Below are 17,439 nucleotides of genomic sequence, written 5' to 3' on the forward strand. Positions count from 1 at the left end.
TGCGAAAAGGCCATTGCCGCCGACCTGGCGCCGCACAAGATCGATAACACCATGGCCTTCATGTTCGAGACCAGCCAGGTGCTGCGCCCGAGCCTGCAAGCCCTCGAATGCCCGCAACTGCAGGCCGACTACGATAGTTGCTGGGCCACCTTGCCGAGCACCTTCACCCCGAACCGGAGATAACCCATGAACCACACTGCCAATGCCCGTAGCTGGGTCGAGCACGCCAACGGGCACAGTGACTTCCCGCTGCAGAACCTGCCGCTGGGCATATTCAGCCGGCCTGGGGAGGCCAGACGCTGTGGCGTGGCCATCGGCGATGCCGTTCTCGACCTGCAAGCGGTGCTGGCCGCAGGCCTTTTCGACGGTGAGGCCAAAGCCGCTGTCGAAGCCACCTGTGGCGGCGCGCTGAACGCATTCTTCGCCCTTGGCCGCGGTGCCCGCGTCGCCCTGCGCGAGCGCCTGCAAGCGCTGCTTGGCGAGCACAGCGAACACCAGGCGCAGCTGAAGGCTGCGCTGTATCCGGCCAGCGAATGCCAGCTGCATGTACCTGCGCAGATCGGCGATTACACCGATTTCTACGTCGGCATCGAGCACGCCAAGAACGTTGGCAAGCTGTTCCGCCCCGACAACCCGCTGCTGCCCAACTACAAGCATGTGCCGATCGGTTATCACGGCCGCGCCTCGACCATTCGCCCGTCCGGCACCGACGTGCGCCGGCCCAAGGGCCAGACCTTGCCTGCCGGGCACACCGAGCCGAGCTTCGGCCCCTGTGCGCGCCTGGACTATGAGCTGGAGCTGGGTATCTGGATTGGCCAGGGCAATGACATGGGCCAGGCAATCCCGGTGGGCGATGCCGCCGAGCACGTGGCCGGCCTGTGCCTGCTCAACGACTGGTCGGCGCGCGATATCCAGGCCTGGGAATACCAGCCACTGGGCCCGTTCCTGTCCAAGAGCTTCATCACTACCGTTTCCCCCTGGGTGGTCACCGCCGAGGCGCTGGAACCGTTCCGCTGTGCCCAGCCGGCACGCCCTGAAGGCGACCCGCAGCCACTGTCGTACCTGCTGGACAAGCGCGACCAGGCCGCCGGTGCATTCGATATCGAACTCGAGGTACTGCTGCTGACCGAGCGCATGCGTGAACAGGGCGTTGCCCCCCACCGCCTGACCCTCAGCAACACCCGCAGCATGTACTGGACCGTGGCGCAGCTGGTTGCGCACCACAGTGTCAACGGCTGCCAGCTGCAGCCAGGCGACCTGTTCGGTTCGGGCACGCTGTCGGGGGCCACGCCAGGTTCGTTCGGCAGCCTGCTGGAGATTACCGAAGGCGGCAAGCTCCCGGTGGAGCTGGCCAGCGGCGAGGTGCGCAAGTTCCTCGAGGATGGCGACGAGATCATCCTGCGTGCCCGTTGCACCCGCGAGGGTGTGGCCAGCATCGGCTTCGGTGAATGCCGAGGCACGGTCATCGCAGCCAACTGAGGAGGCAGGGGCATGGAGCTGTACACCTATTACCGTTCCACCTCGTCCTACCGGGTGCGCATTGCCCTGGCACTGAAGGGGCTGGCCTGCCAGTCCCTGCCGGTCAACCTGCTGCAGGGTGAGCAGCGCGGCAAGGATTATCTGGCCATCAACCCGCAAGGCCGTGTACCGGCATTGCGCACCGATGGCGGTGAGCTGCTGGTGCAGTCGCCGGCGATCATCGAGTACCTGGAAGAGGTTTATCCACAGCCTGCATTGTTGCCGGCCACGGCCGAGGCGCGCGCCAAGGTGCGGGGCGTGGCGGCAATTATCGGTTGCGACATTCACCCGCTGCACAATGTCAGTGTGCTCAACCGCTTGCGCCACGCTGGCCAGGACGAGGGCCAGGTCAACCAGTGGATTGGCCAGTGGATCAGCCAGGGGCTGACAGCAGTGGAACAACTGATTGGCGATGAGGGCTTCTGCTTTGGCGATACGCCAGGGCTGGCGGATATCTACCTGGTCCCGCAGCTGTACGCGGCCGAACGCTTCAACATCGACCTTGACAGCTTCCCACGCATCCTGCGGGTTGCCGCGTTGGCTGCCGGGCACCCGGCGTTCGCCAAGGCTCACCCCGCCCAGCAGCCGGACAGCCCGGCTCAGTGAAGTGAACGGTTCGCCGCCGGCAGCTTGCCGATACGCTCGGACAGCTTCAGGCGCTGGACCGGGTCTTCGCTGAGCAACAAGGCATGCTCCAGGTCGAAGCGCTCGGCCTGTGGGCAATCCAGGTGCTGGTAGAGCGAAGCGCGGGTCATGTAGTCGCTGACTTGCACCGGGCCCAGCTGCATGACCCGCTCGGCATCGATCAACGCCGCCAGGTGGTTGTCGTTGCTGATGTGCAACTGGCGCAGGTTGCGTGACAGGCGTTGCAGCATCTGCAGCGGGCTGGCACTGCACAGGTGCTCGGCGGTGAGCGCCACGTGCGGGCCGAACTGCCGCGCCAGCAGTTCGCGGCAATCGCTGGGGTACAGGCGCCGACCGCCGCAGGGGTCGAGCAGGTGGTCGGCACCCGGCACGCGCAGCAGAAAGTGGCCGGGGAAGCCCACGCCTTCCAGCGGTATGGACAGGCGCCGGGCCAGCTCGAGGGCGAGGATGGCCAGGGTCAGCGGCTGGCCACGACGCCGCTGCAGCACCTTGTCCATCATCGCGGCATGTGGGCGCAGTGGGTGATACTCATCCTGCTGGAAACCCAGCGCATTGAGCTGGCGCAGCAGCGGCTGGGCCAGTTCGCACAGGGGCAGCATCGGCAGGTTGGCGCTGACTTCGCGCTGCAGGGCATGCAGCATGACAAGGCTGGCCGCAGGCTCGACGTTACGGTCGTGCTCGGCGGCAATCCACAATGCGGCTTCCAGCAGGGCGACAGGCTCGCGTTCCAGGCAGGCCAGGCAGGCTTGACGTGGCTTCATGGGGCTTCTCCACACACGCTTGAGTATTAGCCGTGGCGCGCGGTTTCGTCCAGTGGTCCGGCGGCAGTGCCGGCGCCGGCGGCATGCCTATACTGGTAGGAGCACCTCGTGGGGGAGCCTGTCGATGTTCGCACTGATGCAAAGCACCCGTACCCAGTCGCTGCATTTGTTCACCGACCCGCCCACGGGCCTCAAGGCCGTGGTGGCGATTCACAGCGAGCAGCTGGGCCCAGCCATGGGGGGGTGCCGCTACCTGCCTTACGCCGATGACGAAAGCGCCATGACCGATGCCATTCGCCTGGCCCAGGGCATGAGCTACAAGGCGGCGCTGGCCGGCCTGCAACTGGGCGGCGGCAAGGCGGTAATCATGCGCAACCCCCATGTGGAAAACCGCGCTGCGCTGTTCGAGGCCTTTGGCCGTTTCATCGATACCTTGCAGGGACGCTTCATCATCGCCGTGGACAGCGGAACCTCGACCCTGGACATGGACTGCATCGCCCAGAGCACGCCCCATGTGACCAGCACCACCGCCTCGGGCGACCCCTCGCCGCACGCGGCGATGGGGGTATTTGCCGGCATCCGTGCAACCACTTCGTTCCGGCTGGGCAGTGATGACCTGAGGGGCCTGCGGGTGGCGGTGCAAGGGTTGGGCAATGTGGGGTATGCGTTGGCCGAGCAACTGCATGCGGTTGGCGCGGAGCTGCTGGTCAGCGACCTGGATCCAGGGCGGGTACGGCTGGCTATGGAGCAGTTCGATGCCAAGCCTGTAAGCAACGATGCGTTGATCAGTACCCCATGCGACATCTTCGCCCCGTGCGGTGTAGGGCCGGTACTGAACGGGCAGAGCGTGATGCAGCTGCGTTGTGCGGCAGTGGCGGGGGCGGCGAACAACCAGTTGACCACCTTGCAGGTGGCCGACCAGCTGGAGTCGCGCGGGATACTGTATGCACCTGACTATGTGATCAATGCCGGTGGGCTGATCTATGTGGCGCTTACCCACCGTGGCGAGGACTTGGGCACCATCACCGCGCACCTTGCGGGGATACCTTCACGGCTCACCGAGGTGTTTGGCCATGCGCAGGCCGAGAAGCGCTCGCCGGCGCGGGTGGCGCAGATGCTGGCAGAGCGATTGTTGTACGGCTGAGGGTTGATACCGGCTTGGCTGGCCTCTTCGCGAGTGAACCCGCTTCTAACGCATTACCTGCAGGAGCAGCCTTGTGCTGCGAAGACGGCATTACTGCCTACGCAAACCTGTTGCCCTGCTGGCCCCTTCGCAGCACAAGGCTGCTCCTACAGATCCTGTGCATGCTTTGAGATGTGCGCCGCCGATATCACTCGGCTGCACCACCTTCGAGCAATTCGGCCAACGCGTCCGGCTGGCTCTTGAAAGCCCGGGCGAACACATCGCGGTTCTTGGCCATGTAGATACCGGCTTCCTCGACCTGCTGCTCGGTCAGCGAGGGCACTGCCTTGTGCAGCACCTCGGCCAGGCGCTCGGCCAGTTCGAGCATCTTGTCGTGACGGTCTGCTTCGGCCTTATCCATGAACAAGCGCTCCGGGTCGCGGCTGCTGCGGTACACCACTTCGACGGCCATTCATCACCTCTATGCCTTTTTGCTGGTTGTGTTGCTTTTACTGTATCCATATACAGTAATGGCATTTGCCATCGCTGCGCAACCTGATTCTTCCGGCAAAAGCCTGCTGCACAGGTGCCTTGCGGCAATCGGTCGCCTTCCAACGAAGGGGCCTGGCCCTTTAACTGCATGGCACAAGCGTCACACCGCTGACGCATCATCCTTCAAGACGTATCGGGGAATGGAACATCGTGGACATCAAATGGGCAGAAAAGCTGCGCAAGGGCCTGCACGGTTCGGCAGACTCGCTGGGCAACCTGTGTGTCGAGGCCTTCCACTACCTGGCGCTGTTCGGCATTGGCGCGATCACGGCCTATGCGGCGGTGGTGACCTTTCTGGACATGCTCGGCAAAGGAGGAGTGAGCGTCGATGACATCCTGCTGCTGTTCATCTACCTGGAGCTGGGGGCAATGGTCGGTATCTACTTCAAGACCAACCACATGCCGATCCGCTTCCTGCTATATGTGGCGATCACCGCGCTGACCCGCCTGCTGATCGGCGATGTCTCGCACCACAAGGCGCCGGATGTGGGCCTGTTGTACGTGTGCGGCGGGATTCTGCTGCTGGCGTTCGCGATCCTGGTAGTGCGCTACGCCTCGTACCGCTACCCCTCGACCAAGGTGCTGGATGCCCACGGCAAGGAAGTGGAGGAGGGCAAGTAGCCCTCAGTTGGCGATGAAATGGCGCGGCTCATGACCCGCATCGCGGGTCAGCGCGGCCAGCACCTGCATGGGGTTCTGGCCCAGTTCGATGGCCAGGCCCAGGCGGATGCTGTCGATGACCCGTTGCAGGCGCACCGGGTCGTTGCGCTGGGCCTGGGTGATGAGGCGCTTGGCGACCACCCCGGCGTCGTCGGACAGCGTCAGCATGATGCTGCCGTCGAGGTCTGCGATGCTCAGGTTGACCCGGTATTCGGGGGCGAAGGCGGCACTGATGCGGGCAAATGGATTGATCATGGTCTTGCTTCTGCAGTGAATGACTGCAGGGGTTGACCGGGAAAATTGCCTATTGGTTCAGCACCTTTGATCGGTACCAATGAAAACGCCCGGCACATGGCCGGGCGTTTTCTGCAACGTTGATCAGGCGTCTGGGTCGCTCAGTTCGAGGACGCCGCGCTTGCTGCGCAGCTTGCCGTAGAAGTGTTCCAGTGCGTGATTCAGCTTGGTCGCGGCACCATCCACCGCCTGGTCCAGCGAGGTGGCGGTATGGGTCACGGAAATCGGTTGGTGGCCTTTGGGGCGAGCCTCCATCTGGCAGCGTTTGTCATGCGGTCCGGGCTTGACGCCGTTCTCGTCGCGCAGGTGCACCTCGATGCGGGTGAGGTCGTCTTCGTAACGTTCCAGCGAGTTCTGCAGCGTGCTGCGGACCCACTGGTCGAGCCGGGCGTTGCCTTCGAAATGGTTGCTGCTGTTGACCTGGATTTGCATGATTCAATCCTTATTCAGCTTGCTCGCATGGAGGCGCGTCCAGGCCCTTGAGACCCTTGGAATTTCTGCGCCTCTTGACTCTAAGGTCAGGCAACCGTGCAACGATTTCAACCCCTTGGTGAAAATAAATTTCTTGTTGCAAATGGGCCGTACAGCCGCGCCATCCAATAGGTCAGGGTCCTATTCATTCGGTGAGAACGCCAGCGGGATCTGCACATACAAGGTTCGCAACTCAGCCACCTACTGCCCGTCATGGGGCTTTGCTTATGAGAATTGAAATCATTATTATTGCACCCCCGAAAACGTCTGGACTCTCGCCATGACGCGCAAAACCGCTGGCCTGTCGCTCAGCTATCGCCTGGCCGTGACCTCCCGCAGCCTGGCCGCATTGCTGGGCGGCTACCTGCTGGCGTCCATGGCCAGCGCCTGCATTGCCCTGGTGGCGCCGCTGCCAACGGTCGATGCCACGCTCACCGGGCTGCTGCTGTCGTTCGTCTTCTACGTGCTGGCGTTCATCTGGTGCTTCGCCTGCCGCAGCGCCTGGCGTGCCTGGCTGGGGGTACTGGCGCCAAGCCTGCTGCTGGGGATGATCAGCGGCGTCGCCTACTGGATGAAAAACCCATGAAAGAAGGCTTCCGCCAGGCCATGGCCTGGCTGCACACCTGGACCGGCGTGATCTTCGGCTGGCTGTTGTTCGCCATCTTCCTCACCGGCACGCTGTCGTATTTCAAGGAAGAAATCACCCACTGGGCACAGCCCGAGGTGCGCAGCCATGCACTGGACCCGACACGCAGCCTGGAGGTGGCCCAGCGGTACCTGCAGGACAACGCCGGGCATTCGGCCAGCTGGTTCATCCGCATGCCCAACGCACGCGAGGCGGCCTTGAGCGTGGGGTACCGCGACCCCAACGGCGGGCCGCGCGGCTTCGCCCGCAAAACCCTCGATACCCAGACCGGCCAGCCGGTGGAGGCACGCGACAGCCGGGGTGGCGAGTTCTTCTACCGCTTTCATTTCCAGCTGCAGATGCCGTACCCGTTCGGCCGTTGGCTGTCGACCTTCTGCGCCTTCATCATGCTGTTGGGGCTGGTCACCGGCATCATCACCCACAAGAAGATCTTCAAGGAATTCTTCACCTTCCGCCCCGGAAAGGGCCAGCGCTCCTGGCTGGACGGGCACAACGCCATTGGCGTGCTGGTGCTGCCGTTCCACCTGATGATCAGCTACAGCAGCCTGGTGCTGTTCATGTACATGGTCATGCCGGCGGGCATCATGGCCAGTTATGGCAACAACACCGACAAGTATTTCAACGACCTGTTCGGCCGCAACGACGCGCCCAAGGCCGCCCAGCTGGCCACGCCCCTGGTAGCGCTGCCCAGCCTGTACGCCAAGGTGCAGGAACTGCAGCCGGGCGCGCGTATCGGCAATATCCAGGTGCAGAACCCGGGCGACAGCAATGCCCGCGTCACCTTTACCCAGTCCGCTGCCGACCACGTGGCCTACCGGCGCAGCGCCAACTGGACCTTCGATGGCGCCAGTGGCGCCTTGTTGAGCCAGGGCAAGCCGGAGAGCGGGGCGATGATGACCGCCTTCAGTTTCGCCGGCCTGCACATGGGCAACTTCGCCGGGCCCTGGCTGCGCTGGCTGTACTTCTTCTTCGGCGTGGCGGGCACCGCGGTGATCGGCACCGGGCTGGTGATGTGGCTGGGCAAGCGGCAGCTCAAGCATGCCAAAGGCGCACACGTGCCGGGCGAGCTGCGCCTGGTCGAGGTGCTCAATATCGCCAGCATGAGCGGCCTGCTGCTGGCCGTGGCGGGGTTCTTCTGGGCCAACCGGCTGATCCCGATGGGCGTCGACGGTCGCGCCGACTGGGAGGTAAATGCCTTCTTCATCGGCTGGGGCCTGTCACTGGTGCATGCCGTGCTGCGCAGCGGGCGCCGGGCCTGGGCTGAGCAATTGGCGCTGGGCGCGCTGGCCTTTGCCTTGCTGCCGCTGCTCAACGGCCTGACTACCGAGCGCGGCCTGAACCACTCGCTGCAGGCGGGGGACTGGGCCATGGCCGGCTTCGACCTGACGGCACTGGGCACTGGCCTGTTCCTGGCCTGGCTGGCCGGCAAGATGCTGCGCAGCCCCAAATCTTCGGCCAAGCGGGCCCCGCGTGCGGCCAAGACGCCGGGCACTGAAACAGCGGAGGCGAGCTGATGCTGGGTAACGCATTGATCGCCTTCGCAGGGTTCGTCGCCCTGTGCCTGGCCATGGAAAAGCACTTCAACGACCTGCTCGGGCGCAAGCCACGCCCCGGCCAGCTGCGCCTGTTGCGCGTTGCCGGTTGGCTGCTGCTGATGCTGTCGCTGATCCTCAGCGTGCAGCTGCGCGGCTGGGGCCATGGCCTGGTGGAGTGGACGGCGGTGATCATGGCCGGTGCGACCCTGTGGGTGTTTGGCCTGCCCTACCAGCCGCGCCTGCTGCTGGGGCTGGCCGCGGCCAGCGTGGTGCTGGGCCCGCTGCTGGCCGTGTTTGCCGTGTGACCCGATGAGCGAGCAGCGCGATAGCAACGAGGCGGGCGCCGACAGCGCCGGCGGGCGGGCCCGCTTCGTCCAGGTGTTCCAGGCCCAGCGCGCACGCATGGAGGCGATGGTCAGCCGCCGGGTGGGTTGTCGGGCCACGGCATCGGACCTGGTCCAGGAGCTGTTCCTGCGCTTCTGGCGCCGCCCGGAGCTCAAGGTCGAGGCGCTGGACACCTACCTGCTGCGTTGCGCTGGCAACCTGGCCATCGACCACCTGCGCAGCGAGGGCAGCCGCGAACGCGTGGCCGAAGCCGCCTGGTCGATGGATGAAGCGAGCATGGCCCGGGCGCCGGAGCAGGCCGTGGCAGTCGATCACGACCTGCAGCGCATCGAGGCCGCCTTGCGCGCTTTGCCCGAACGCACCCGGCAGATATTCCTGCTGAACCGCATCCATGGCTGCAAGTACGGCGAGATCGCCAACGCCATGCAGCTGTCCCGGAGCGCCGTGGAAAAGCATATGATGCGCGCCCTCGAAGCGTGCAAGGCGAGTATTGCCGAGCCCGCGTCCACCCCACGCCGGCCAGGGAGCGCCCGTCGATGAGCCGTTTACCCCCGATCACCGAGGCGCAATCCCAGGCTGCCCTGCAGTGGCTGAGGCGTATCAACGAGCAGCCCGGGCAAGCCGAAGGGGCGGCGTTCAAGCGCTGGTTGCTGGCCGACCCTGGCCACCGTGCCGCCTATGCCCAAGCCCAGGCGCTGTGGCAGAAAAGCGCTGCCCCGGCAGCGCGTCTGGCCGAGGAAGAGCATGAAAGCCTGCAACGCTACCTGGACGCCATGGCAACACCGCCGGCCATGGGCCGCTGGTGGCAGCGGGGCGCAGCGCTGGCAATGGCGGCCTGCCTGGTGATGGCAGTGGGTGTCGCCGGTGGCTGGCACCCGGGGTACTGGCTACAGGACCTGCAAGCTGACTACAGCAGTGCCGGGCAAATCCGCCAGGTGACTTTGGCAGACCAGTCGCAGGTGACGCTGGATGCGGGCAGCGCGATTGCGGTCGATTTCGTGAAGGGGGAGCGCCGTGTGCGCTTGCTGCACGGTGCCGCATTCTTCCAGGTCACGCATACTGGCGAGCCTTTTCTGGTGGAGGCTGCCGGTGGCGAAGTCCGGGTGCTCGGTACGCAATTCGAGGTACGTGAGCAGGGCGAGGGTGCCCAGGTCACCGTGCGCAGCGGGCGCGTGGCGGTTAGCCCGGCACAGGGCGCCGCACCGCGTGAGCTGACGGCCAACCAACAAGTGGCCTACGCCGCAGGTCGGGCAGGCGCCCCCCTGGCAGTGGACAGCGACAACCGCCTGGCCTGGCGCCAGGGCTGGCTTAATTACTATCAGGCCCCGCTGGCGCAGGTGATTGAAGAGCTGGGGCGCTATCACCCAGGGCGCATCCTGTTGCTCAACGAAGAACTGGGGCAGCGCAAGGTCAGCGGCAGTTTTCCGGTAGCCGAGCCGCTGCAAGCGCTGGGTTCGCTGGGCAAGGTAATGGGGTTTTCGCAGCAGACAGTGCTGGGGCGGTTGACCCTGATCCGCTAGTCGCCTGCACCAACAAAAAATATTTTCAGGCAGCGGGTGAGGTAGCAGGACGTGGCATCCGTGTAATGAGTGGAAGTGCGATTCATTCGCAGTAATATCCCTCTCACAGGTCAGCGTCCATGAAGTTCACCCCGTGTTGCGTTCCCCTCTGGCTCGGCCTTGCTGCGTTCCCGGCCATGGCTGTCGCGCCCCTGGCCTGCGCCGCCGAGCAGCAGGTATTCGCCTTCGCCCAGCCGGCGCAGCCCTTGTCCCAGGCACTCAACGCGTTCAGCCGCACGACTGGCCAGAGCGTTGTCTACACCCTGGAATTGCCAGGCGTGCAAGCGCCGGCCCTGCATGGCAGTTACCCAGCCGAGCAGGCGCTGCAACTGCTGCTGGGCAGCTCCGGCCTGGCCTGGCGCCGTATCGACGGGCGCACCCTGACCCTGGAAGCGCTGGACACCTCCGGCGCTCTCAACCTGCAGGCCACCACCGTAACCTCGCAACTGGACAGCTTCAGCTACCAGCCCCCGGCCAGTGCCTCGATCATGCGCGGGCAGGGGCAGAACCAGGACATCCCCCAGGCAATCAACGTGGTGCCGGCCCAGGTCATTCGCGACCAGGCCCCGCGCAACCTCGATGACGCCCTGGCCAACGTCAGCGGTATCACCCAGGGCAACAATTTTGGTGGCACCTCGGACACGGTGATGAAGCGCGGCTTCGGCGACAACCGTGATGGTTCGATCATGCGCGATGGCATGCCCATCGTGCAGGGTCGTAGCCTGAACGCCAGCACCGAGCGAGTCGAAGTGCTCAAGGGCCCGGCCTCGCTGCTGTACGGCATCCAGGACCCGGGCGGGGTGATCAACGTGGTCAGCAAGCGCCCGCAGCTTGAACAGTACAACGCCCTTACCGTGCGCGGCTCGAGCTACGGCAGTGGCAAGAACGGCAGCGGCGGCGGGCTCGACAGCACCGGCGCGCTGGGCGACAGCAACTTTGCCTACCGCCTGATCGTCGACCACGAAGACGAGGACTACTGGCGCAACTACGGTGTGCACCGCGAGTCGCTGCTGGCGCCCTCGCTGGCCTGGCTGGGCGAAGACACGCAAGTGGTGCTGGCCTACGAGCACCGCGAATTCCTCTACCCGTTCGACCGCGGCACGGCGTTCGGCAGCAACGGCCACCCGCTCGACATCCCGGCTACACGGCGCCTGGACGAGCCGTTCAACGACATGGAAGGGCGCTCCGACCTGTACCGGCTGGAAGTCGACCACCAGCTGGCGGATGACTGGAAGCTGCATTTTGGCTACAGCTTCAACCGCGAGACTTACGACGCAAGCCAGGTGCGGGTGACCGCGGTGAATGAAGCCAAGGGCACCTTGAGCCGCAGCATCGACGGCACCCATAACGCCATGAGTCGCGACCAGTTCGCTACCTTGAGCCTCAACGGCAACGTCGAACTGGCAGGCCTGCAGAATGACCTGTCGTTCGGCATCGATCATGAAGACCGCAAGGTCTTCCGTGGCGATCTGATCCGCCAGACTGCGCAGTCCACCTTCAGCTACACCAACCCGATATACGGCCAGGAAGTGGAGGGCACCAGCGTGCGTGCCAGTGACAGCGACCAGACCGACAAGCTGCGTACCGATGCGCTGTTCCTGCAGGATTCACTGCACCTCGACGAGCACTGGATCCTGGTCGCCGGTGCCCGCTTCCAGCAGTTTGACCAGTATGCCGGCCGGGGGCGCCCGTTCACGGCCAACACCGACAACAGTGGTCAGGCCTGGGTGCCGCATGCGGGGGTGGTGTACAAGGTCGACGAGCAGTTGTCGTTTTATGGCAGCTACAGCGAATCGTTCAAGCCCAACTCCAGCATTGCGCCGTTGACCGGGGGCGTGGTGCTGGATTCCTCCGTCGCGCCGGAGGAGGGCAAGGCGTGGGAAATCGGGGCCAAGCTGGATATCCCCGGCAGCCTCACCGGGACATTGGCACTGTTTGATATCACCAAGCGCAACGTGCTGGTGGCCAATTTCGATACGGGCACCGGTGAAACGGTCTACAGCAACGCGGGTGAAGTCAGCTCACGGGGGGTCGAGCTTGACCTCAGTGGCCAGCTCAGCGACCGCTGGAGCCTGATCGGCAGCTATGCCTTCACTGACGCCAAGGTGACCAAGGACCCGGCCCTGCAAGGCAACCGCCTGCAGAACGTGGCCAGGCACAGCGGTTCGCTGTCGGCGGTGTACGACTGGGGCCAACTGTTTGGCGGCGACCGGCTGCGGGTAGGGGCAGGGGCGCGCTATGTAGGTGAACGTAGCGGCAACTCGACCAACACCTTCGACTTGCCGTCCTATACCGTGGCCGATGCCTTTGCCAGCTACGAGACCCGGTTCGACGAGCACAAGGTGTTGTTGCAGCTGAACGTGAAGAACCTGTTCGACAAGGTTTACTACAGCTCGGCGGTGAACCAGTACTTTGTGGCTATCGGCGATGCGCGACAGGTCAGTTTGTCCAGCACCTTCGAGTTCTGAGCCGCCCTGTTCGCGGTTGTAGGAGCAGCCTTGCGCTGCGAAGCGGCCGGTAAGGCAAAAGTGGCCTCTTCGCAGCACAAGGCTGCTCCTACAGGTCATGCGTATGCTCACGGAGTGAAACCAGCCAGGCAGGTGGCTTTAGCCGCGAATGGCCGCACGATATTCACCCGGTGTTGCAGCGAAAGCCTGGCGGAACCGGTTGCTGAAATGGCTGGCGCTGGCAAACCCGCACATCAGGGCGATCTCGCCCAATGGCATCACCCCCAGGCGCAGCAACTGGCACGCCTGGTGCAACCGCCGCGCGAGCAGGTACTGGTGCGGCGGCAGCCCGAAACTGCTGCGGAACATGCGCGCAAAGTGGTATTCGGACAGGTTGCAGCGCAAAGCCAGTTCGCCGAGCGTGATGGGCTGGTCCAGGTGCGCTTCGATGTAGTCGACCAACTGCCGGCGCAGGTTCGGCGCCAGGCCGCCTTTCAACCGCAGGCCATGGCGCAGCCCGACCTGGCTGAGCAGCGCATGGTCGACGATTGCGTGCGCCAGGCTGCTGGCCAGCAAGCGCTCGCCAGGCTCGTCCCAGGCCAGTCCGATCAACTGGCGAAAGCGTACGGCCTGTTGCGGGTCGTCGAGAAAGGTCGCTTCCTGCAACTGCAGTTCGCGTGGCTCGCGGTCGAGCAGGCGCACGCAGCCCAGGGCGAACTGCGCCTCGCTGACGTACAGGTGCGCCAGGCGAATGCCGCCGTTCACCACCCAGTTCGACTCATGGCCGGCCGGCATGATGCACAGCTTGCCCGGTGCGCCCTTGTCGGCCGGGCGCTGGCGGCGGAAGGTGCCGGTGCCGTCGGCGATGTAGCACGACAGGGTGTGATGGCTTGGCGCCTGATAGTCGCGGGCATCGTCGCGGTTGCTCCACAACGCCGCCGCCAGCCCGTCGCCCAGGTGCGCGCTCAACTCCAGGCAGGCGTGGGGTGAGGCTTGCATGGCGGTGAACACTTGCAGTTGGGTGAGTGGGGTCATGGGCGGGCTCCTCTTGCCAGCCATCGTACTGCGGCTTGGGCCGGCTTACAGCCATCGGCGGGACAAATGCGCAAGTTTGTGCAAGCGCTGGGGGCTCGCCGGGGGAACACTGGAATGCCGCCGCGAGTGCTGCGCCCTCGATCGCCGGCAAGCCAGCTCCCACAGGGACAGCGCCCGGCTTGAGCTTGATGCTGTCCCTGTGGGAGCTGGCTCGCCGGCGATGGGCCGCACAGCGGCCCCGGGATGTCTGGTCGTTCGCTTTAGGAGCCCCACCGATGAACCTGTCGCTCTACCTGCTCACCGTACTGATCTGGGGCACCACCTGGATCGCCCTGAAACTGCAACTGGGCGTGGTCGCCATCCCGGTCTCGATCGTCTACCGCTTTGCCTTGGCCGGCCTGATCCTGTTCGCCTTGCTGCTGCTCACCCGCCGCCTGCAGCCGATGAACCGTCGTGGCCATCTCATCTGCCTGGTCCAGGGCCTGTGCCTGTTCTGTGTCAACTTCATGTGCTTTCTCACCGCCAGCCAATGGATCGCCAGCGGCCTGATCGCCGTGGTGTTCTCCACTGCCACCCTGTGGAACGCGCTGAACGCGCGGGTGTTCTTCGGCCAGAAGATCGCCAGCAATGTGCTCGGCGGCGGCGCCCTGGGGCTGCTTGGCCTGGGCTTGCTGTTCTGGCCGGAGCTGGCCCACCACGCGGCCAGCCGCGAGGCCTTGTATGGCCTTGGCCTGGCGTTGCTCGGCACGCTGTGCTTTTCAGCGGGCAACCTGCTTTCGAGTATGCAGCAGAAGGCCGGGCTCAAGCCGATGACCACCAATGCCTGGGGCATGGTCTATGGCGCGACGATGCTGGCCGTGTATTGCGTTGTCAGCGGCGTGCCTTTCACCATGGAATGGAACACGCGCTATATCGGCTCGTTGATGTACCTGGTGATACCGGGGTCGGTGATCGGCTTCACCGCCTACCTGACCCTGGTTGGCCGCATGGGGCCGGAACGGGCGGCTTATTGCACGGTGCTGTTCCCGCTGGTGGCGTTGAATGTGTCGGCGGTGGTCGAGGGGTACCAGTGGACGCCGCCAGCGTTGCTTGGGCTGGTGGCGGTGATGGCGGGGAATGTGCTGGTGTTTCGCAAGTCCAAGGCCAGGGTGGCTGAGCCTGTCGTGATGGCTAAATAGGTGGTGCATTGCCTGCACCGGCCTCTTCGCGGGCATGCCCGCGAAGCGGCCGGTGCAGGCAGTAGCGAACTATCAGTCCTTCCACACCTGCGGGTTCACCAGGTCCCGCGGGCGTTCACCCAGCAGCGCCGCACGCAGGTTGTCCATCGCCCGGTTGGCCATGGCCTCGCGGGTTTCGGCTGTGGCCGAACCGATATGCGGCAAGGTCAGCGCATTGGGCAGCTTGAACAATGGCGAATCGCTCAACGGCTCTTTTTCGTACACATCCAGGCCGGCCCCGCGAAGGGTACCGTTCTGCAACGCTTCGATCAGTGCCGCCTCGTCCACCACCGGCCCACGGGCGATGTTGATCAGGAAGGCGCTTGGCTTCATCAGCTTCAGCTCGCGGGTGCTGATCAGCTTGCGGGTGGCATCGGACAGCGGCACCACGATGCACACGAAGTCCGCTTCGGCCAGCAACTGCTCAAGGCTGCGGAACTGCGCGCCCAGCTCTTGCTCCAGCGCGGGCTTGCGGCTGTTGCCGCTGTACAGGATCGGCATGTTGAAACCGAAGCGGCCACGGCGCGCCAGCGCTGCGCCGATATTGCCCATGCCGACGATACCCAGGGTCTTGCCATGCACATCGCTGCCGAAGTGGGCCGGGCCCACCGTGGCCTGCCAGTTGCCGGCCTTGGTCCAGGCATCCAGCTCGGCGGTGCGGCGGGCGCAACCCATGATCAGCGAGAAGCCCAGGTCGGCCGTGCTCTCGGTGAGCACGTCGGGGGTGTTGGTCAGGGCGATGCCGCGTTCGTTGAAGTAGTCCAGGTCGTAGTTGTCGTAGCCGACCGAAACGCTGGAAACCACCTCGAGCCTGGCCGCACCTTCGAGTTGCGCGCGGCCGAGCTTGCGGCCAACCCCGATCAGGCCGTGAGCCTCGGGCAGGGCTTCGTTGAACTGGGCATTGATGTCGCCGAGCTTGGGGTTCGGCAGGATCACGTTGAAGTCTTGCTGCAGGCGCTCGGCCATGGCCGGGGTGATACGGCTGAAGGCCAGGACGGTTTTTTTCATCGGGCAACTTCTCTGCAAGGTGGAATCAATGGTTAGCAACCTACCATTGTCCACCCCGGCAATGCAGCAGCTTTTTAGTTGGCGATCAGCACCTGATGGGTTTTCAGGTCTGCCTCATGCGCCGCCAGAATCTCCGGCAGTGAATTGCGCAGGTACTCGACCCAGGTCTTGATCTTGGCGTCCAGGTACTGGCGCGATGGGTAGATGGCATACAGGTTCAGTTCCTGCAGCCGGTATTCGGGCAGTACCCGCACCAGGCTGCCGTCACGCAACCCTTCGATGGCTGAGTAGATCGGCAGCACACCTACGCCCATGCCACTGCGGATCGCGGTTTTCATGGCGTCGGCGGTGTTGACCATGAACGGCGAGCTGGTGATGTTGACCATTTCCTGGCCTTCCGGGCCGTCGAACAGCCACTTTTCCAGTGGGATGACCGGGCTGACCATGCGCAGGCAGGCGTGCTTGAGCAGGTCGACGGGCTTTTGCGCCGCGCCGTGGCGGGCGATGTAGCCGGGCGAGGCGCAGACGATGCTGTAGGTGATGCCCAGGCGCTGCGACACGAACCCCGAATCGGGCAGTTCGGTGGCCAGCACGATGGACACGTCATAGCCCTCGTCGAGCAGGTCTGGCACGCGGTTGGCCATGGTCAGGTCGAAGGTCACGTCGGGGTGCGATTCGCGGTAACGGGCGATGGCGTCGACCACGAAGTGCTGGCCGACCCCGGTCATCGAGTGCACCTTCAACTGCCCGGCCGGGCGCGCATGGGCGTCGCTGGCTTCGGCCTCGGCTTCTTCCACGTAGGTAAGAATCTGTTCGCAACGCATCAGGTAGCGCTTGCCGGCTTCGGTCAGCGCAATGCGCCGGGTGGTACGGTTGAGCAGCCTGGTTTGCAGATGGGCTTCCAGGTTGGAGACCGCCCGCGACACGTTCGCGGTGGTCGTGTCCAGTTGCGCGGCAGCGGCAGTGAAGCTGCCGAGCTGGGCGACGCAACTGAAAGCACGCATGTTTTGCAGGGTGTCCATGGGTCACTCTCGATATAGAGGACAAAAGTGTGTCACGAAGTAACGTCGAAGTTATGAAAAGTTGTCTTCGACCAAAGGCGGATTATCGCTGTTTTGGTAACAAAGATTCGCAGGAATCTGCGCTTATCGCCAGTGCTGCCGCCCCCTAGAATTGCCCGGCCCCTCTTCACTTCCTCGGGAAATCGCAGCTGTGCCGCGTCGCATCATCAGAACGCTCAACGCGTTCAGTGCCTGTGCCCTTGCCCTCACCTTGAGCGGCTGTATCGGAACCTGGGGCATTGCCCCGCAAAGCAAGACGCTGCAAGCCAATACCCTGACCCCTGATGCGGCCATGCGTGAAGCCGCAACCGACGCCCACTGGCCCGACCAGCAGTGGTGGCACGCCTATGGCGACCCCCAGCTGGACCGCTGGATTGCCTTGGCCGTAGCCGGCAGCCCAAGCCTGGCCATGGCTGCGGCGCGGGTGCGCGAAGCCAAGGCCATGGCCGGCGTGGTCGAGTCGGCGGAGCAGCTCCAGGCCACCGGCCAGGCCACGCTCAAGCGCCATAACTGGCCGGAAGACCAGTTCTACGGCCCTGGCGCGTTGTCGGGCGCCAACACC

Annotated in this window: 19 protein-coding genes and 1 pseudogene; 13 read left to right on the forward strand and 7 right to left on the reverse strand. The window is 64.5% G+C overall.

The annotated features are described in order from the left end of the window. The 3 genes from HP547_RS15900 to maiA form a co-directional block, all read left to right on the forward strand. Positions 1-183: homogentisate 1,2-dioxygenase domain-containing protein (locus tag HP547_RS15900; protein ID WP_172286790.1), on the forward strand; the 183-nt coding region annotated here is incomplete at its 5' end. A gap of 3 nt (positions 184-186) precedes the next feature. Beyond that, positions 187-1,479, forward strand: a complete 1,293-nt coding sequence (fahA, locus tag HP547_RS15905; protein ID WP_172286791.1) for a fumarylacetoacetase — start codon at positions 187-189, stop codon at positions 1,477-1,479. A gap of 12 nt (positions 1,480-1,491) precedes the next feature. Further along, a complete protein-coding gene (gene maiA, locus HP547_RS15910; protein WP_172286792.1) occupies positions 1,492-2,124 on the forward strand; it encodes a maleylacetoacetate isomerase in 633 nt (210 codons plus the stop codon). On the opposite strand, the gene HP547_RS15915 is transcribed toward maiA, so the two are convergent. Further along, positions 2,118-2,924, reverse strand: a complete 807-nt coding sequence (locus tag HP547_RS15915; protein WP_172221771.1) for a SirB1 family protein — start codon at positions 2,922-2,924, stop codon at positions 2,118-2,120. The two genes, maiA and HP547_RS15915, sit on opposite strands and share 7 nt — an antisense overlap. A gap of 124 nt (positions 2,925-3,048) precedes the next feature. On the opposite strand from HP547_RS15915, the gene HP547_RS15920 reads away from it, so the two are divergent. After that, the gene (locus HP547_RS15920; protein WP_172286793.1) at positions 3,049-4,068 is read left to right on the forward strand and encodes a Glu/Leu/Phe/Val dehydrogenase; all 1,020 of its coding nucleotides are present in this window, start codon (positions 3,049-3,051) and stop codon (positions 4,066-4,068) included. A 187-nt stretch (positions 4,069-4,255) separates the two neighbouring features. On the opposite strand, the gene HP547_RS15925 is transcribed toward HP547_RS15920, so the two are convergent. After that, the gene (locus HP547_RS15925; RefSeq protein WP_016489064.1) at positions 4,256-4,519 is read right to left on the reverse strand and encodes a YebG family protein; all 264 of its coding nucleotides are present in this window, start codon (positions 4,517-4,519) and stop codon (positions 4,256-4,258) included. 230 nt (positions 4,520-4,749) lie between these two features. Between HP547_RS15925 and HP547_RS15930 the strand changes: the two genes are divergently transcribed. Beyond that, positions 4,750-5,220: a phosphate-starvation-inducible PsiE family protein gene (locus HP547_RS15930; RefSeq protein WP_172220830.1), complete on the forward strand. Its 471-nt coding sequence runs from the start codon at positions 4,750-4,752 to the stop codon at positions 5,218-5,220. 3 nt (positions 5,221-5,223) lie between these two features. Here HP547_RS15930 and HP547_RS15935 read toward each other — a convergent pair whose 3' ends face one another. Then, positions 5,224-5,514 (reverse strand): DUF3509 domain-containing protein, encoded by a 291-nt coding sequence (locus tag HP547_RS15935; RefSeq protein WP_172220827.1) that lies wholly within the window; start codon positions 5,512-5,514, stop codon positions 5,224-5,226. A 123-nt stretch (positions 5,515-5,637) separates the two neighbouring features. Next, on the reverse strand, positions 5,638-5,985 hold the full coding sequence (locus HP547_RS15940) for an HPF/RaiA family ribosome-associated protein (protein WP_172220824.1): 348 nt from the start codon (positions 5,983-5,985) through the stop codon (positions 5,638-5,640). Between the two features lie 319 nt (positions 5,986-6,304). On the opposite strand from HP547_RS15940, the gene HP547_RS15945 reads away from it, so the two are divergent. The 6 genes from HP547_RS15945 (at position 6,305) to HP547_RS15970 (ending at position 12,577) form a co-directional block, all read left to right on the forward strand. Then, positions 6,305-6,610 (forward strand): DUF3649 domain-containing protein, encoded by a 306-nt coding sequence (locus HP547_RS15945; protein WP_172220821.1) that lies wholly within the window; start codon positions 6,305-6,307, stop codon positions 6,608-6,610. Beyond that, the gene (locus tag HP547_RS15950) at positions 6,607-8,184 is read left to right on the forward strand and encodes a PepSY domain-containing protein (RefSeq protein WP_172286794.1); all 1,578 of its coding nucleotides are present in this window, start codon (positions 6,607-6,609) and stop codon (positions 8,182-8,184) included. Before HP547_RS15945 ends, HP547_RS15950 begins: the two co-directional genes overlap by 4 nt. Continuing rightward, positions 8,184-8,510: a DUF3325 domain-containing protein gene (locus HP547_RS15955; RefSeq protein WP_172220816.1), complete on the forward strand. Its 327-nt coding sequence runs from the start codon at positions 8,184-8,186 to the stop codon at positions 8,508-8,510. The genes HP547_RS15950 and HP547_RS15955 overlap by 1 nt, the downstream gene beginning before the upstream one ends. A gap of 4 nt (positions 8,511-8,514) precedes the next feature. Continuing rightward, positions 8,515-9,090, forward strand: coding sequence for an RNA polymerase sigma factor (locus tag HP547_RS15960; protein ID WP_172220814.1), 576 nt, complete (start codon positions 8,515-8,517; stop codon positions 9,088-9,090). Beyond that, on the forward strand, positions 9,087-10,070 hold the full coding sequence (locus HP547_RS15965) for a FecR family protein (RefSeq protein ID WP_172286795.1): 984 nt from the start codon (positions 9,087-9,089) through the stop codon (positions 10,068-10,070). The genes HP547_RS15960 and HP547_RS15965 overlap by 4 nt, the downstream gene beginning before the upstream one ends. A gap of 119 nt (positions 10,071-10,189) precedes the next feature. Then, positions 10,190-12,577 carry a TonB-dependent siderophore receptor gene (locus HP547_RS15970; protein ID WP_172286796.1) on the forward strand — a complete coding sequence of 796 codons (2,388 nt, stop codon included), beginning with the start codon at positions 10,190-10,192 and terminating at the stop codon, positions 12,575-12,577. A gap of 138 nt (positions 12,578-12,715) precedes the next feature. On the opposite strand, the gene HP547_RS15975 is transcribed toward HP547_RS15970, so the two are convergent. Next, the gene (locus tag HP547_RS15975; protein WP_172220805.1) at positions 12,716-13,591 is read right to left on the reverse strand and encodes an AraC family transcriptional regulator; all 876 of its coding nucleotides are present in this window, start codon (positions 13,589-13,591) and stop codon (positions 12,716-12,718) included. A gap of 275 nt (positions 13,592-13,866) precedes the next feature. Here HP547_RS15975 and HP547_RS15980 point away from each other — a divergent pair, with 275 nt between their 5' ends. Continuing rightward, a complete protein-coding gene (locus HP547_RS15980) occupies positions 13,867-14,769 on the forward strand; it encodes a DMT family transporter (RefSeq protein WP_172286797.1) in 903 nt (300 codons plus the stop codon). 72 nt (positions 14,770-14,841) lie between these two features. Here the strand turns inward: HP547_RS15980 and HP547_RS15985 are convergent, their stop codons facing one another. After that, entirely contained in the window at positions 14,842-15,816 is a 975-nt protein-coding gene (locus HP547_RS15985; protein WP_172220800.1) for a D-glycerate dehydrogenase, read from the reverse strand. A 74-nt stretch (positions 15,817-15,890) separates the two neighbouring features. Further along, positions 15,891-16,838: a LysR family transcriptional regulator gene (locus HP547_RS15990; RefSeq protein WP_172286798.1), complete on the reverse strand. Its 948-nt coding sequence runs from the start codon at positions 16,836-16,838 to the stop codon at positions 15,891-15,893. Between the two features lie 190 nt (positions 16,839-17,028). Here HP547_RS15990 and HP547_RS15995 point away from each other — a divergent pair. After that, positions 17,029-17,439, forward strand: a pseudogene (locus HP547_RS15995) (RND transporter); the annotation flags it as partial.

Origin of the sequence: Pseudomonas sp. CM27 (assembly GCF_013179515.1) — a bacterium.
In the GTDB taxonomy this organism is placed as follows: domain Bacteria; phylum Pseudomonadota; class Gammaproteobacteria; order Pseudomonadales; family Pseudomonadaceae; genus Aquipseudomonas.